The organism is Prosthecobacter debontii (assembly GCF_900167535.1).
Classification (GTDB): Bacteria; Verrucomicrobiota; Verrucomicrobiia; order Verrucomicrobiales; family Verrucomicrobiaceae; genus Prosthecobacter; species Prosthecobacter debontii.
Window position 1 is genome coordinate 34,875 of the sequence record NZ_FUYE01000007.1, and the last position, 14,955, is coordinate 49,829.

The window sequence follows — 14,955 nt, forward strand, 5'->3', positions numbered from 1 at the left end:
CCCTCATTCTCCCGAAGAATCGGCTTCATTCCTCAGACCTCACAAGGGTAAACTGCCATTGAAAGAACGGTCATATCTGCTTCGCAGTCGATTTGTTGATTCTGAAATCCTGCGATTGACAGCGAATCCCCCCAACAATTCAGATTAAGGCCGCCTCCCCAATGAAAAAACAGTTGCCCTAACGTCTTGGTGAGGTTAAGGAACCCGTCCGACAAAAACGCGCGGTTAGCTCAGTGGTAGAGCATCACCTTGACATGGTGGGGGCCACAGGTTCGAACCCTGTACCGCGCACCATCTTCTCATGAATAAGGAGAGATCAACTTTCAGGATATGCCTGAGGTAATTCGTTGAGTGGTGACTGCCTTTAGGCACATATTAATGGCGAATTCGGTTTGAATGGCTATCCACGGAGTCGCTTTGATAGCTAGAGACTCTCTGTCGAGCATCTTCGGCTTGATGGAAATGAGCTGTTACAATCGCTCGAACTTGCCGATATAGACGCAGAGAGATGTCGCACTCGGGGGCGAGTGCATCGGCTCTGATCACCGCGTCGGTGAAGGCTTCAATATCTGGAGGTGGTTGACGAGTTAGCGTCTCTAGAGCCTCTAGAGGAGGACAGAAGCCGAGTGTGCGACACAACTCATCCAACAAGGCGTCCGCTTGGATTGAGGTAAGGACGGGTATCATTAAAAAGCTGCGCAAGGTTTGATTGGCTCATCCATAGCCTCCCGCATTTCACGGTTTAGCTGAACCCCTAGTTGGTCGCACAGCGCGAATAAGCGGCGGCGATGGTGATGCCCGCCAACGAGAATTGAATAAGGTAGTAGGTGCTTTCTAACAACAGCCACTTGGATAGGGAGGCGACGCGTTGTTTGGCCGCCTCGGCGATGACTGCGCTGCTCGCAATGAAAAGACCGAGGATCCCACCAAATCGAAGGCCTTCCATCCAAATACTGCCATCCTGCTGGATGAATGGGAAGAGATAGGCCAGGATTGCACCCTGAATGAGCATGGCACTGAGGCCTAGTGGAATGATCGGATCATCGATCCGCGAGAAGATGGCGAGCTTTCGATAGGTGTCTTTAAAAAGGACGAGATGCCAGACAAAACCCAGCCCAAAGGTGACGACGACATAGCCTGCCCAAGCGAGGAAGAAACATGCACTCATGGATGATCGCACCGCCAACAAACCCGCCACCCGCGGCGGATCAAATGAAGAATAACAAAAACAACGACCGATCACGGCGTTCGTTTGTTTGACCTATGAATGGATCAGATAGGCGATGATTTCGTCGCGATGGGGATGATTTTCCAACGTGGATTTGAGGCTATCCAGATGTCCCAGCAATTCACTGCCGATGCGTTCTTCCAATCGGGTTCGGCGGCTCGCGGAGACTTCTTCGCGTAAAGCTTCGCGCTGCCAGGGGGTGGTGAACATCAGGTGAATCTCATCGTGAAAGTTCCGGCTACGCAGAGATTCCCATTCGCCTTGATCCAACCAAATGCCGCCTGTGATGGAGCGGTCTATCGAGAACTTGAAACCGTGCCCGACTTTATAACGAATCATGAGGGTGCCTGTTTCGGGGCAGCAATAAGCGGGGGACTCAGACGGGGGCTCTAGGGTCAAGGCAGGGTCCGCAGCCGCGGGCAGTTGCGGTGTGCGAGCGGGCAAACCCGAGAGCCAGCGCATGTAGGCGACGGCGGGAATGTAATGCCCTCCGGTTTCTGGGCAGCGATAGGCTTTGAGTCCTTCTTCAAGTTGGACGACCACCATAGGTTTTTTCGAGCCGACAGGACTTCTCATGTGAGATGGGATGGAGATTGTTCACATCCTAGCGATTCGTGAGGGCCTTTCGAGCTTTTTAGCTGGCACTCGCATCACGAAGTTCATCCGTGAGATCGGCTTGGCCATTTTGCTCATCCGAATGTGCAGCGACGCAGAGGATGGAACTCTGCAACTCTTGAAAAAAGCGGCTGCATTTTTTTCAGGGTGGTCTATCTGGCAGGCGTGATAGCCATAGCAACGGCCAGCCAGAAAGGTGGCGTGGGGAAAACCACGCTGTGCATCAATCTCGCCTATTCTCTCGCGAGGCGAGGATGGAAGACACTTCTTGTCGATACCGATCCTCAGGGAGGCGTGGGACTTTCCTTGGCACGATCCACGCGCGCCAAGCAGGGCTTCTACGATTTCTTGGGTGGGGAAAAAAATATCAATAAGCTGATGCTTTCCACGCGCCTGCCAGAACTACAGATCCTGCCCACCGGGCAGTACGATGCCTGCGCTCGCAAAGGCTGGGCAGAGGCGGAGGTGCCTGCCCGTTTGGCCGACTTGTTGCGCGCCGCCGATGGCCGTGGCGTGGATTGCGTCATCCTCGATACAGCCGCGGGTCTGAATGGCATGTCCGAAGCGGTGATCAAGGCCTGCGATTATGTCATTTTGCCTCAGCAGGCGGAGCCACTGGCCGTGCGCAGTGTGCCACATATGCTGGAAACTTTTTCACGCTTCCGCGCCGAGGGTGCCGGGGTGCGGGTGGCGGGCATTTTGCTCACGATGGTGATGCCTGACAACCCGATCAGCCAAAAGGTGGTTTCTGAGTTACGGGCACTGCTGCCCGCAGACCTGATGTTTGACCAGAACGTGCCACGCATGAATTCTTTCCTGGAAGCCAGTGCCATGGGGGTGCCCGTGGCTTTGATCAAACGTAACCCTCCCCCCGAAGCTTTGGTCTTTGACCAACTTGCTGCTGAGATTGAGCAACGCACCGGTCTCTCTCAGGAACGCCAATCCTCCGATAACCATGCAAGTCTCCTGGATTGATCCCGAAGAGGTCGCCTCACTCGCTGAGTCGCTGCGCCCACCTGCTCGGACTCCTGAACCGGAGCCCGCTGCTGAAACGATCGTGCCTGAATCTGCGGAGCCCTTGCTCTCGGATCAGGCACCGTCTGTTGGTTCAGACCAGGATGCCGTTGAGGCAACTTTGGATTTGCCTGCTCTTCGCCAGAAATTGCAATCCATCCGGGAAAAGGCGATTCGTGCGGGTTTGCTGACGCCTCAGCCGGAGGTGGTGGAAGCTCCTGCTGCTGTTTTCCACGCTCCTGATTTTTCGACCGAAACCCCTGTTGAGCCCGAGATCGCAGCACCTGAGCCCCCGCCCGTGGTGGAGCCCGCCCCTCAGCCAACCGCATGTGAGGCCATATCGGCTTTGGCTGAAACTCCCATCACTGTGGAGAGTGCCACCCCCGTGATGGCTCCAGCACCTCAGCCTCTCGTTCAGGTAGATCCCTCAGCAACGGTTAAAGATCGCTTACAAGCCTTTGCTTATTGGACGGGTCAGACCTGGGGTGTCGGTGACTTGCTGGTCGTGGATGAATATGGGGACCTCCTTTGGGGACCTCCGAAGCGCTCGGGTCTCGTCATCTCCAGCATGATGGCATGGAATGCTGCCATCCGAGCAAGTGCCCAAGCAGCCAATGGTTTTCAGCAGATCCAGCAGCAGACTTTAGTGACAGGTGAAAGCCTGACCATTATCCCTTGCCAAACTCGGTTGGGCTTGTTGGTGATCGCCTGGGTGCGAGGCCAAATTCCTGGTGAGCAAGAGACTTCTTCGCTGCGGGAGGCCTTGACGGGTTTAATGAACCTGATGGCCTGATCCTAGAGCTTCATCACAAAAGCACGGAAGCTGGAGATATCCGAGGTCGCATAAAGTGGCGGCCTGCTGGTAGTGTCTGCCCGAACCCCAACCGAATTTCATGAAACCGCTCGATCTCCAGGTCAATGGCTACGCAGGCACCGACTTTAACCGCGATGGTCTAACCGCAGAGGCTCTGCACCATGCTTGTCATTGCCTGCGTGAAGATGGCTGTGATGCCATCCTAGCCACCTTCATCACCGATGAGATTGATGCCCTGGAGCGACGCATGCAGACGCTGGTGGAGCTGCGCGAGAAAGATCCTCTGGTGAAGGAAGTCATTGCCGGGATTCACATTGAGGGCCCCTTCATCAATCCTGAAAAAGGGTATGTCGGTGCACATCCGCCTCACTGTGTGAAGCCCGCGCATCTGGAGGATACCAAGCGCCTTCTCGATGCGGCTGGAGGTCTGACCAAAATCATCACTTTAGCACCCGAGTGTGATGACGGCTTTCATGTCACCGAGTTTCTCGCCAACAACGGCGTCACCGTTTCCGCAGGGCATTGCAATCCGTCGCTGGATCAGCTTCGCGCCGCCACTGAGCACGGGCTGAGCATGTTCACCCACGTTGGCAATGGCTGTCCGATGATCATGCATCGTCATGACAACATCATCCAGCGTGCCTTGACGTTGAGAGATCGCCTCTGGTTATGCTTCATTCCAGATGGCGTGCATGTGGATTTCTTTGCGTTGATCAATTACCTGCGTTGTGCCGGCTTGGAGAAAACCATCTTTGTCACGGATGCCATCTCAGCGGCGCGGTTAGGCCCCGGCAACTACACCCTTGCGGGTTGGGATATCAAAATTGGGGAGGATCTCGTCGCTCGCTCTCCCGATGGTTCTCACTTCGTGGGTAGCACGGTGACGGTGCCGCGCATTTTAGCGAATGGACAGCAGTCCCTTGGCTTAACGAAGGCAGAGCTGGAATTGCTGTTGGATACCAATCCTCGTCAAGCAGTCGGGCTCTGAATCCGTTCATCTCCATCTAATCGCGCAGGGCCACGGCGGGGTCCACCCGGGCGGCAAACCAAGCGGGAATCAAACCCGCAACGATGCATAAGGCGATGGAGATGAGGCAGGTCAGCGTGACATCCCAAGGCTGTACATAGGCCGGGATGGTGGAGAGGAAGACACCCTCCACGGCGTGGACCTGACCACCTGTGACCCAGGTGATGATCTCGCGGATATCATTGCGCAGCCACAGCACCAGCAGGCTGCCGATCAGACCGATGCCCGTGCCGAGTACTCCCACGACAACGGCTTGTACCAGGAAGACATTGACGATTTGCCCTGGCTTGCTGCCTAAGGCGGCGAGAACGCCGATCTCGCGGCGCTTCTGGGTGGTCACGGTGATGGTGGTATTCATCACCGAAAAGGCGGCCACCAGGGCGATGATGGAGAGCACGAACTGCATCATCGTTTGCTCGTTTTGCATGGCGGCCAGTCGGGCCTCCCCCGCATCGGTCCACAGGCTGTATTTCCAACCAGGCAATTGATTGGTCAGGCCTTGCGCCAAGATTTTAGCTTGGAGAGGCGATGTCAGTTCGAGGGCGATGCCAGTCACTTGATCGCCGAGTTGATAGAGAGCCTGCCCTGTTTTCAGCGAGACATAGCCATTGTAGCCAGCACTCTCGGTCCGCAGGACACCTGAAATGCGCAGTGTTTGCGGATGAAGTTTGATCTGATCTAGAATTGCCTGCTTTTTCTCGCTGGAGTCTTCTTCGTTAGCGGCGCTGTACTGGCGCACGGCCGCATTGACGTTTTGGGAGGCGTAGACGCTAATTTCATCGCCTAGGCGCACGCCAAGTTGCTGCGCATGTTCATCACAGATCACGATGGTGCCGTCCGCAAGGTCGAGGCTGCCATCGAGGAGATGAGGTTGAAGCTTGGCGAGGTTGCGAGTGGCCTCTGCGGGCGAAAGCCCTAGAACCAAGGTCGCGGTTTGATAGTCTCCATTGGCCATGTACATCATGCCCCCTGCATAGGGGGCTGCGGAAAGAATGCCGGTCGCCGGTTTGATCTTTTTGAGGGCTTCCTGCCAGGGTGGGGCTTCGCTCGATGTGGTATCACGACTCAACAACACGTGGGGTTCGGCCCCCATGAGCGTATCACGAAAGTCCACCTCGAAGCCCAGCATCACAGCACGCACCACCACCATCATGAGGACGCCGACAGCCACCCCGAGGATGGAAATCGTCGTGATCACCGAGACGAAAGATCGCTTCGGGCGCAGATAGCGCAGGGCTAAAAAGAGAGAGGCGCGGTTCACCATGGCCGCACCTACTGTGGGAGGTCCTGCTCAAAGGTCAAAGGCTCATCCTCAGTCCCTTAGGATTGGCCGTTTTGACTGGTCGCGCCATTCTCGGCTTTGCCTCCGACATCGTAGCGAACCTGCCCGCCTTGGATGGAGATGTAACGAGCCGCGCCTTCCAGTTCCTCTTGCCCCAGCCCTGGGAGCTGAAAAACCTGTCCTTTCATGAGTCCCTTTTCGATGGTGATGCCATCCCCCAGCTTGCGAGCGATGTCCAATCCCGTGCTGCTGTCCTCCACCAACTCATAACCGGCAGCATTCACGACCTGGCAGAGTGAGCAGATGCTCTGAGCATTTCGTTGATCGCGTGCTTGGCGCACATCGCTGCCATTTCCCCCAAACCAGGTGAGAGCAAGGCTGGTCATGATGCCGAGGATAGCCACGGTCATCAGCATTTCCAAAAGGCTGAACCCAGTGTGGGGAGAAATGAGTGGAAGCTTCGCGGTGTTCATACTCAATTTTGATAACAAGTTGAATTTACGTAATTACGCGCGCATCTCAATTACGGAATTCACTGTTTTGCGATTTATTTATAACATATTCTATCATTATTGAGAATAAAATGCTTGTCGGCTAACTGTCATTGGGGTCAGCAAAATGATCCCATCGGCTTTTCGGTTCTCGATAAACATGGAGCGTGCTATGCTCGTATGTTTGAAGTCCGATCATGCAGTCTCGCTTATGGAATCCCTGTTCCCGTCGTCGCTTGCGGCATCTGGGTCTGCTTGCCTTTTGCTGCATGGAGCTGGCCACGGCCCAGGAGACACCCAAGGCATGGACCGAGCGAGAAACACGACTGGCCAATGAGTATTTGTCACTGCTGGTCAGTCAGCCGGATTATGGCCGGGTGGTCGAACTTCTGTGGAATCTTTACGAGAAGCACGGGGCCACGCCGCTGCTCTTGGAAAACATCTCGGCTCAAGCTCAGACAACGCGCCATCCGACGGTTTTGCTGGTGCAGGGACATCTATTCCGCCGCGCCGGCGACCTCAAAAAAGCGGCTTCTCTCTATGATGAAGTTTTAAAAGCTGAGCCGACCCAACCTCTCGCCCTGCGCGCGCGTGCAGAGGTCGCCCGGGAATTGGCGGATCCGCTCACGGCATGGATGCTGATCCAGCGGTGGGAAGACAGGTTGCCGGACAATGATCCCGCCAAGCCTCAAGCGTTGATCGAACTGGGAACGCTCGCACTTGCGGCCAAAAAAACGGAAGAGGCTGCTCAGGCTTGGGAAAAAGCTGCCCGACTGCGGCCGGATGATATCGGTATCATTCGGCAGGTCGGGGAGTTGCTGCTTCGCGCTGGTTTCCCAGCCCGAGCAGCCAGCTTCTACGAAACGCTGGCGAATCAAAGTGATCCGCAGAAGCGCCTGGATGCCCTTTATAATCTGGCTCGGATTTTGGAGCATGCTGACGAATTTCTGAAAGCCGATGCTGCCTTGTTGAAGGGCCTGAGTTTGTTGGATTTTCGAGATGCACGCTATGCGGAGTTCTTTCGGCGGCGGGTGCGTTTGCACGAACGGTTTGGGAATCTGGATGACCTGCGCTTGCAGTTGCAAAGTGAGGCAGAAAAGAAACCGGTGAGTGAAAGGTCCTTGCGAGACTTGGTCCAGTTTTATGAAATCACGGTGGATCTTGATCAGCATTTGGCGGCTTTGAGGGTCCTTGTGAAAGAGGTGCCTCAGGTGGTGGATTATCGTTGGGACTTGGTGCGTTCCTTGTTAGACCATGATGGGGCGGCGGAAGCGGGACAACTTCTGGATGAACGGATGAAAGGCGATGGCAGTGATCTCCCTGCGCTGATTTTTCTCCGCTGTGATGTGGACCTTCGACAGGGAAGACCGGCGGAGGCCACCGCTCGCTTGAAGCAACTTTTGGATCGCCAAAGCAGTGCCCCTGAAGTGGAAAAACAGGCGCTGAATTTTGCCCAAACCCGGACTTTGGATGCAGTGATTGAATGGATCCTGCAAGCACGGGTCCAACGTGAACCGAGCCGCCCCGAAGCTGTTTTTGAATTGGCAGGATTTTATCGGACGCGCAAAGACAACGCGAAAGCGGAGGCCTTGCTACGGCAATACACCGGACAGGCAGTGAATGAACCGGAGAAACAGCGTCGCCTCAATGATGCGGCGGCATTCCTGGCTTCAGGCAGTGACTTGGACAGTGCCATCATGTTGGCGAGAGAAGCTCTGTCTAAGTCTGGCGCAGGACGAGAAGAGTTGCTGCGTCTCGCGGATTTGTTGGCCGAACACGGTGATTATGAAGAAGCCGCAGCACTTTTGGAAAAGGCCTGGGCCAGTAGCTCGACCGATGAGGATCGCTTGGATGTCGATGAACGGCTTTTCTCGGTGCTCATGGGAGAAAAAAAGGTCGAAACGACAACTCATGTCGGCACCGCTGGAGATTTTAAGCTTCCAGATGCTTTTACAGGGAAAGGCTTTGCCAGCGGTGCTCCTGAGGAAGGCGCTCTGAATCCGCTGCCACAGGCTGTGATGGAGAAGGCGCGAGCGATCTTCGATTTCCCCACCCCGGCAACGACCAAGGACAAAAGCGAAGCCTCGCTCCTGGGCCAGAAAGAGTGGGTCAAGATGGAGACGAACCCTGCACTGGCAGTCCGTTCCCCTGAGCGTCTCTTTCGAGCGGCATGGTGGGCGCTACGCACGGAGATGCATGCGGAGGCCTATCTATTTTTCCGGCTTCTTCAGATGGACCCCGCCACGGGAAAGGTACGTGAGATGTCTCTGGAAGCTGAGAAGCTGCTGCTGGAGCTTTCTCTGGCCGACAAAAACAAAGCTCTGACAGAACGAGTGCTGCATCGTCTGATCACTCGAGATGCAGGCAATAAAGTGCGTTACATTTTAAGGCTCAGTGAGCTGCTGCTGGAGGCTGAGCAGGCAGCGGTCGCTTCCTTGCAAAGCAATCGCTGGTTTAGAGACGGTTCAGTGCCGCCACCGGGCCTGGAGGCAACGGCTCTCCTTGAGCAGGCCTATCGCGAGACACCGGACTCGGATCAACTCCTCTCCGCGCTTACGCAGACTTACACCATCCAGCGGCGGATGGAAGACGCTCTGAAGCTGTGGAAGGAAGCCGTGAAGAGAGCCAGCGGCACTGCCGCCGTGCCACTGCTGGAGCGCTATGCAGACCTGCTTTTACGCCAGCGGAAGTTCCCCGAGTATGTCCAAGCTCAACTGGAGATCGTGGAGAGAGAGACCGATGCCAAGCGCCGCCGAGAGGCTTTGCGCCGTTTTACGGATCGATTGTTATGGTCGGCCGATGGTGGAGAAATGCCGCCGGAGATCATACAAGAACGGCTGAAGCTTCTGGAGGAAGCTTTAACCGAGCAGACAAGACGGCACCCTTTCGATGGTTTTTACCATGAAGCTCTGGCATTGATTTATGAAAAGAAGGGCGACGACGCTCGCTCTTTCCAGGCCATGAAGCAGGCCTATTACACTTCACCGGAAACGCCCTTTTCTCTTAGCCAGCTGCGTGAAGCGGCCCTCCGGGTTTCAGATCTCAAATCGGCCATCTACTTTCAGAAACAGATTGCCGCTTCGGCGCCCCCGACAGAGCTGGCCGTGGAGTCTCGTCGCTTGGTGGAGTTACTTGAGCAAACCTTTCAAATCGCCGAAGCCGATCGCGTGCGGAGACGTCTGGAAAGCCGCTTTTCTCAAGATGCCACCGCGCTTGAGAACCTTGCGGATCATTACAAGGCCACCGGGCAAGACGAAGCCGAGAGGCGAGTCTATGAGCAGGTGGCCATCGTGCGCCCTTGGGATGCCAGCTCACAACTGCGCATTGCGTTGAAGTGCTTGCGGTTGGCCGATGATGAAGCTGCGGAACGTTACCTGCGGGAGATTTTGGCGAAGACATCCCCTTCCCCTTCCTCCGCGACAGAGAGGCAGCCGCTGCCACTGACGCCCATTCGCAAGTCGAGCGCCCCCGGTCCCGTGACCGAAATCACCGCGCTGTTAGATACAGCGCCTGGCTTGGAACATGATGAGACCACTCAACTGCGGGCTTTTTTGAATCTTCAAAGGCCCGAATTCAGTGAGCTTCCAGTGGAGGTAAACTTTGTTAGGCTTCGGGTCGTGGAGGAGTTGGCAAAGCTGTTCATTCAGCAAAAGGATGAGGCGAAGATCCAAGCGTGGATCGAGGACTGGTCCCTGCCTCACAAATCCAACATCGAGCGTTTGTGGGCTCTCTACTATGTCGACGCAGGCGCAGAGTTTCGAGTGGCGCTGCAAAAGACTCTAAAAAAACAGTTCAGCCTGGAAAACCAGTTTTGCCTGCTGTGGCTGATGCTGCGTTCTCACGGAATGAAAGAAGGCTTGGCCTGGGTGAATGAGAAGGCGCTGGACAGCTCGCAGCTTGGACGGCGAAAACGTTTGCTGTTAGGGGTGGTGGCGATGCTCAGCGATCTGGATAACTTCAAGTTCGCCAAAGGCGAGCTAACAGAACTCGGTGCATCACGCCTGCTGATGAACGCTTCCATCCTCGAGATCACCCGGGACCTTCAGGATCAGCAACGCTACACCGAAGCCCTTGAGTTGGGGGAAAGCTTGAGGCGAAATTCCGTGGCTCTGGCGGATGACTATGCCTTCTTCCTCTCTCGCATCGCAGAGTCTGCGGAACGATGGGACTTGGCCCGTGAATACCTCGATCAAGTGGTGAGAGGTCCCATCCTGCCCGGCACTTATCGCGGCACTTACGATCCCTATCTCTACAGTCTGAGCACAGCCAGTCGGTTAGCCGTTTCGGAGCAAGCCAAGGAAGACACGCTGCGCGCTGCTTGGAAACGCTTGCAGAGCATTCCCGACTCGGCACTCACCCGTTTGAGAAAGTCGGCGGTGGCGGGCTTGGCGGGAGCTCAAGACACGGCAGCAGAAGAGATGCGTGGCTTCATCGCTGGAGATTTTTTGGGGGCTCGCCGCATGGGCGAATCTCAAGGTTTCCTAGCCCCGCAGGGCAGCAGCAGGCATGAGGAGCCCATGCATTTGCGCGGGCTCTGGGAAGAGACCCGGGAAATTCAAGCCAGCTTTGTGCAGCAGGGGCTTGCCGGTGTGGTGCAGAAAGCCAATGACGGCCTCGCCGCTTCTTGGGGGGCTGTCGGCTTGAGTTCTCGAAGCGGTCAGGAGTTCGGGGAATGGCGGCTGGCGTATCTGATGCGTCAGCTCCGTCAGGTGGACTTCCCCACCCGGCAGCGCATGATTCGTGAGTATCTGGGCAGCGTGGATATGCGATTGGAAGTGTCTGTGGACACGGTGAGTGAACTGGGCGGCCGTCTTGAATCCCTCGGCATGGCCCGGGAGGCAATCGATGTGTATCGTCTGCTGCCCAGCCGAGCCCCTGCGAATCCTGAGTATGCCCAATGGCTGATTCGAGCCAGCGAGTCCGCACGCGAAACCCAAGTTGGCCTGCAATTCACGCTTCAGTTGCTTTTGGCTGAGCCGCCCATGAAACCGCCGCAACCTGGGGACGAAGTGCTACGTGAAAAACATGCGTGGTTTTTAGCGCAGGATTTCAATCTCAAGGAACTCCATACTCGGGGCTTCTTGCCTGAAGTCACCCATGTCCTCCAGGGGCGGATTCCCCATGAGGTGCCTTATCTGCGTGAGCTGGCGCTTCTTCACGAGCGCTTAGGGCAAGATCAAGAGGCACTCGCTGCATGGAATCGGCTCCACCTGGCTTTCACCACCAATGAGGAGAGAGGTATCCTCCCTGATGCTGAAAGCAGCCTGCATCAGGCTCGGTTGCTTCACAAAATGGGAAAGAGTCAGGAAGCTTTAGAGTCTCTTCGCACTGTTTCCCTCGTCGAATCCAGCGGTAGCTTGGGCAAAGAAGTCTTGCTATTGCGAGCCGACCTTGTGGCTGCTCAAGGGGGCTGGGACGAATTTAGAGAGCTCATGGCAATCGCCGTGGCCAGAAAGTCACTCGACGCCATTGCTCACCTCGCTGAACTGCTGCGGACTCATGATCGGGCGACTGAAGCCCTGAATTTCCTCACCCAAGGAGAACGACAGGTGCAGGAAGACGCAGACCGTTTCTTCTTACGCTTGGAGTTGCTGAAACTGATGGCTCATGAATCGAATTGGACACCAGAACGAGGTCGCGCTCAGGTGGCCTCTCTCTTCAGGGCACGCTGTCGGGATCGGGACATGTTGAAAGGCTTCGCGTCGTGGATGACCAAACAAGGCCAAGGAGCCAATCAACAGGCCTGGATACGAATCCTCCGGGCGGAGGTTCGCGCGGGGGTGGATCGCCCCATGGCAACTCTTGCGCTTTGTGCCCTGGCCGAGGTGCTGACCGATAAAATGAGTCGGGACATTGCGCTTGGCTGGACGGCGGCCAAAGAGGGCGACCGAATCTGCGTGGAATTGGGTGCCGAGGCTCTGCTGAAAGCGCAACGCGTGCGCTGGGCTTGGGAAGCCTGTGAAGTTCTGCAAGAGCTACCGACCCTCCGCCTGGACGGCCGCCGGATGCCGCTGATGGTCAGGGTGGCTCACGCGATGGGTGAGCGTGCGACTGTTCAGGAATTCTTTGCCGAAGTGATCCGCCGGAGTGTGCCGGGAGGAGTCCAGCCTGCGGAGTGGGCCCAGGCGTTCGAGGACATCGGTGAGCCCGGCTGGGCTAGGGAGCTGTATGAAGCAGCTTTGCTGAAGCTGGAGAGTACACAGTCGATGCAACCCGATTTAAGTGTGGCCTGGGTGCGCTTTCTCATCCGAAATCACGACTGGGAAACGGCGGAGGTTTACCTTCTCAAAAACCACTGGACCATGGTCAACGAAACGGCCGATCTCATTTTTGAGCTTTACCAAAGCTGGGGTAAACTGGCATCTATAGAGACCGAGCTACCCAAGTTTCACCTGCCGGAGGGCATTCAGAAAGAAGTGCTATTTCTGAGCCGACGCGCTCTTGGGCTGCCTCAGCCTTCCCTCCAGCCATGATTTCCCCCCGCAGTCTTTATCTGGTGGCGATGCTACCACTTGTGAGTTCCTGTTCTTCTAGCGAGAAGCAAGAACCCACTCCCTCCGTGATGTCTCAACGCATGGCGGATCGCTTCGCTTCGTCGCGTCGTCGCATGAGTGATCCGAATGATCGCAGTGTGTTTGATAAAGCGATGCAATCCAGCGTTACTAAAGGCAAAGGCACCGGCGGCTGGTTGGGGCGCAAAAGCTATCATTCGAACCAATATTCAGGCACTCATGCCTACACGAATGCGGGTTCCTTTAAAACCAGCGGCTACTCACGGGCAGATGATAAGAGCGCCATGGCGAAGCAAGGCTTTGCTCAAAGTGGCAAAGTGTCTTCGGCTGCGGACGATGGCTTTAAAACGGGGAATAGTGCGTTTGCTGATCAATCTGCACGCGAAAGTGGGCAGACTTTTTCTGGTGCCAGTGACGTCTTCAAAACAACGGCGAATCGTGATGCGAAGCGAAGCCAGGAGAAAAATGATCGGCCAAAATTCATTGTGCCGGAGGAGAACTACCGCAAACCGGCTTACACGGAAGACCAAGTGCGTCGTTTGTTAGGCCGTCAATAAGGGCATCGATCTCTCTGAATTTGTTGGTTGAGCTCATGCCGCGCCGTCGTTCCCGCTCCAAGTCGCGTTCTCGTCCGCGTCGTTCGTTCACTTGGCTATTCCTGCTGTTCCTGGCCGCACTGGGCAGTCAGATCTGGAAGGAAATCCAAAAGCCGGTCGAGGTGTCGCCTCCTCGATCCGCGAAGTCTACCAAGGTCTTTGAGGTCATGCCGGATATGCGATGGGTGGAGGACTCCAATAACGATGGCGACAGCTTCAAGCTCCGTTATCGCGATCAGGTCCATGAATTGCGGCTCTACTTTGCCGATTGCCCCGAGAAGCGTCGACATGCTTACAACGGCGATCGGCTTCGTGAGCAGGGCGATTATTTCGGCGGCCTCAGCGAGCCACGCACGCTGGCTTTAGGTCGCCAGGCCCAGGCCTTCTCGAGGCAATGGCTCATGGAGAAGCCGTTCACGGTTTTCACGCGTTGGCAGGGCGTGTTTAATAGCGGCAGACACTATGCCTTCATCGTCTTTCCTGATGGTGAAGATCTGTCCGCCAAGCTCGTGCGAGAGGGGTTGGCGCGGATTCATACCACAGGCACAACGTTACCTGACGGGCGCAGCGCCGCCCAGTATGAAGCAGAGCTTCAGCGATTGGAGGCTGAGGCGAGAGCCGCTCGACGTGGTGGCTGGGCGCCATGACAGCGGCTTCTTGTCCGAAAGCCCAGGTGAGAGTCAATCCCGGCGCACTTGGCGGATCAGCGCCTGCATGACCCCTTGAATGATCAATTCATTGGCGGGGATCAGATCAGGGAAGTCGGGATTCTCCGCCTTGAGGTAAGGCAAACCGTCTTTGACAAGGAAGCGCTTCAGCGTGGTTTCACCGTCAATCAGGGCGGCGACAATGTCACGGGGCCGGGGTTCCTTGGTTTCGAGGATCACCATGTCACCATCACAAATATTGGCCCCGATCATGGATTCGCCGCGCACTTTGAGTGCGAAGGCTTTGGCGTTCCGCCCCAGACCGAGAGTGTTCACATCCACCGCAATGGAACCATCCGCCTGTTGCTCTTGAGGACTGGCATAACCAGCGGGAATCATGCCGTAGAGGGGGATGTCCATGATCTCCGCACGTTCCAGGTCTTCTGGAAACACAACGGCACGGGCTTTGTTCGGATGACGTTGGATGACGCCTTTCTTTTCCAGAGCACGCAGGTGGCTCATCGCCGCCGTTTGACTGGAAAAGCCAAAGTGGCGCTGAATATCACGCGTGCTGGGCATGACCCCATTTTCACGCTGATACTGGCGCAGATAATCCAGCAATTCCCGCTGGCGGTCGGTGAGCTTTGTGGAGAGATCGAACATAAGAGCGATTGTTCGCCCGAACACTTCACTCCTTAGGTTTGATTGCGCAACCAATTTTCACGGTAG

Annotated in this window: 12 protein-coding genes and 1 tRNA gene; 8 read left to right on the forward strand and 5 right to left on the reverse strand. The window is 56.0% G+C overall.

The window, feature by feature from the left end:
* The first annotated feature begins 219 nt into the window (after positions 1-219).
* Positions 220-294, forward strand: a tRNA-Val gene (locus B5D61_RS11665).
* Positions 295-754: 460 nt separating this feature from the next.
* Here B5D61_RS11665 and B5D61_RS11670 read toward each other — a convergent pair.
* A complete protein-coding gene (locus B5D61_RS11670; RefSeq protein WP_078813575.1) occupies positions 755-1,168 on the reverse strand; it encodes a hypothetical protein in 414 nt (137 codons plus the stop codon).
* Positions 1,169-1,261: 93 nt separating this feature from the next.
* Positions 1,262-1,804, reverse strand: a complete 543-nt coding sequence (locus tag B5D61_RS11675) for a TFIIB-type zinc ribbon-containing protein (protein WP_139373217.1) — start codon at positions 1,802-1,804, stop codon at positions 1,262-1,264.
* 10 nt (positions 1,805-1,814) lie between these two features.
* Here B5D61_RS11675 and B5D61_RS26635 point away from each other — a divergent pair, with 10 nt between their 5' ends.
* From B5D61_RS26635 to B5D61_RS11690, 4 genes are all read left to right on the forward strand, one after another.
* The gene (locus tag B5D61_RS26635) at positions 1,815-2,012 is read left to right on the forward strand and encodes a hypothetical protein (protein WP_217698968.1); all 198 of its coding nucleotides are present in this window, start codon (positions 1,815-1,817) and stop codon (positions 2,010-2,012) included.
* Positions 2,009-2,818, forward strand: coding sequence for a ParA family protein (locus B5D61_RS11680; RefSeq protein ID WP_176159375.1), 810 nt, complete (start codon positions 2,009-2,011; stop codon positions 2,816-2,818). The genes B5D61_RS26635 and B5D61_RS11680 overlap by 4 nt, the downstream gene beginning before the upstream one ends.
* Positions 2,799-3,650: a hypothetical protein gene (locus B5D61_RS11685; protein WP_078813578.1), complete on the forward strand. Its 852-nt coding sequence runs from the start codon at positions 2,799-2,801 to the stop codon at positions 3,648-3,650. The genes B5D61_RS11680 and B5D61_RS11685 overlap by 20 nt, the downstream gene beginning before the upstream one ends.
* Before the next feature lie 100 nt (positions 3,651-3,750).
* Positions 3,751-4,659 (forward strand): N-acetylglucosamine-6-phosphate deacetylase, encoded by a 909-nt coding sequence (locus B5D61_RS11690; RefSeq protein ID WP_078813579.1) that lies wholly within the window; start codon positions 3,751-3,753, stop codon positions 4,657-4,659.
* Positions 4,660-4,675: 16 nt separating this feature from the next.
* On the opposite strand, the gene B5D61_RS11695 is transcribed toward B5D61_RS11690, so the two are convergent.
* Positions 4,676-5,962 carry an ABC transporter permease gene (locus tag B5D61_RS11695; RefSeq protein WP_078813580.1) on the reverse strand — a complete coding sequence of 429 codons (1,287 nt, stop codon included), beginning with the start codon at positions 5,960-5,962 and terminating at the stop codon, positions 4,676-4,678.
* Between the two features lie 56 nt (positions 5,963-6,018).
* Positions 6,019-6,453, reverse strand: a complete 435-nt coding sequence (locus B5D61_RS11700; RefSeq protein ID WP_078813581.1) for a type II secretion system protein — start codon at positions 6,451-6,453, stop codon at positions 6,019-6,021.
* A gap of 215 nt (positions 6,454-6,668) precedes the next feature.
* Here B5D61_RS11700 and B5D61_RS11705 point away from each other — a divergent pair, with 215 nt between their 5' ends.
* The 3 genes from B5D61_RS11705 to B5D61_RS11715 are packed head-to-tail and all read left to right on the forward strand — an operon-like array spanning position 6,669 to position 14,226.
* On the forward strand, positions 6,669-12,944 hold the full coding sequence (locus B5D61_RS11705; RefSeq protein ID WP_078813582.1) for a tetratricopeptide repeat protein: 6,276 nt from the start codon (positions 6,669-6,671) through the stop codon (positions 12,942-12,944).
* Positions 12,941-13,540, forward strand: coding sequence for a hypothetical protein (locus B5D61_RS11710; protein ID WP_078813583.1), 600 nt, complete (start codon positions 12,941-12,943; stop codon positions 13,538-13,540). Before B5D61_RS11705 ends, B5D61_RS11710 begins: the two co-directional genes overlap by 4 nt.
* A gap of 35 nt (positions 13,541-13,575) precedes the next feature.
* A complete protein-coding gene (locus B5D61_RS11715; protein WP_078813584.1) occupies positions 13,576-14,226 on the forward strand; it encodes a thermonuclease family protein in 651 nt (216 codons plus the stop codon).
* Between the two features lie 33 nt (positions 14,227-14,259).
* Here the strand turns inward: B5D61_RS11715 and lexA are convergent, their stop codons facing one another.
* The gene (gene lexA, locus B5D61_RS11720; protein WP_078813585.1) at positions 14,260-14,889 is read right to left on the reverse strand and encodes a transcriptional repressor LexA; all 630 of its coding nucleotides are present in this window, start codon (positions 14,887-14,889) and stop codon (positions 14,260-14,262) included.
* Between the last annotated feature and the right edge of the window lie 66 nt (positions 14,890-14,955).

Coding starts and splice junctions, on each gene's coding strand:
- B5D61_RS11690 (WP_078813579.1), top strand. CDS start 3,751: ATGAAACCGCTCGATCTCCAGGTCAATGGCTACGCAGGCACCGACTTT.
- B5D61_RS26635 (WP_217698968.1), top strand. CDS start 1,815: ATGGAGATTGTTCACATCCTAGCGATTCGTGAGGGCCTTTCGAGCTTT.
- lexA (WP_078813585.1), bottom strand. CDS start 14,889: ATGTTCGATCTCTCCACAAAGCTCACCGACCGCCAGCGGGAATTGCTG.
- B5D61_RS11715 (WP_078813584.1), top strand. CDS start 13,576: ATGCCGCGCCGTCGTTCCCGCTCCAAGTCGCGTTCTCGTCCGCGTCGT.
- B5D61_RS11705 (WP_078813582.1), top strand. CDS start 6,669: ATGCAGTCTCGCTTATGGAATCCCTGTTCCCGTCGTCGCTTGCGGCAT.
- B5D61_RS11710 (WP_078813583.1), top strand. CDS start 12,941: ATGATTTCCCCCCGCAGTCTTTATCTGGTGGCGATGCTACCACTTGTG.
- B5D61_RS11685 (WP_078813578.1), top strand. CDS start 2,799: ATGCAAGTCTCCTGGATTGATCCCGAAGAGGTCGCCTCACTCGCTGAG.
- B5D61_RS11700 (WP_078813581.1), bottom strand. CDS start 6,453: ATGAACACCGCGAAGCTTCCACTCATTTCTCCCCACACTGGGTTCAGC.
- B5D61_RS11695 (WP_078813580.1), bottom strand. CDS start 5,962: ATGGTGAACCGCGCCTCTCTCTTTTTAGCCCTGCGCTATCTGCGCCCG.
- B5D61_RS11675 (WP_139373217.1), bottom strand. CDS start 1,804: ATGAGAAGTCCTGTCGGCTCGAAAAAACCTATGGTGGTCGTCCAACTT.
- B5D61_RS11670 (WP_078813575.1), bottom strand. CDS start 1,168: ATGAGTGCATGTTTCTTCCTCGCTTGGGCAGGCTATGTCGTCGTCACC.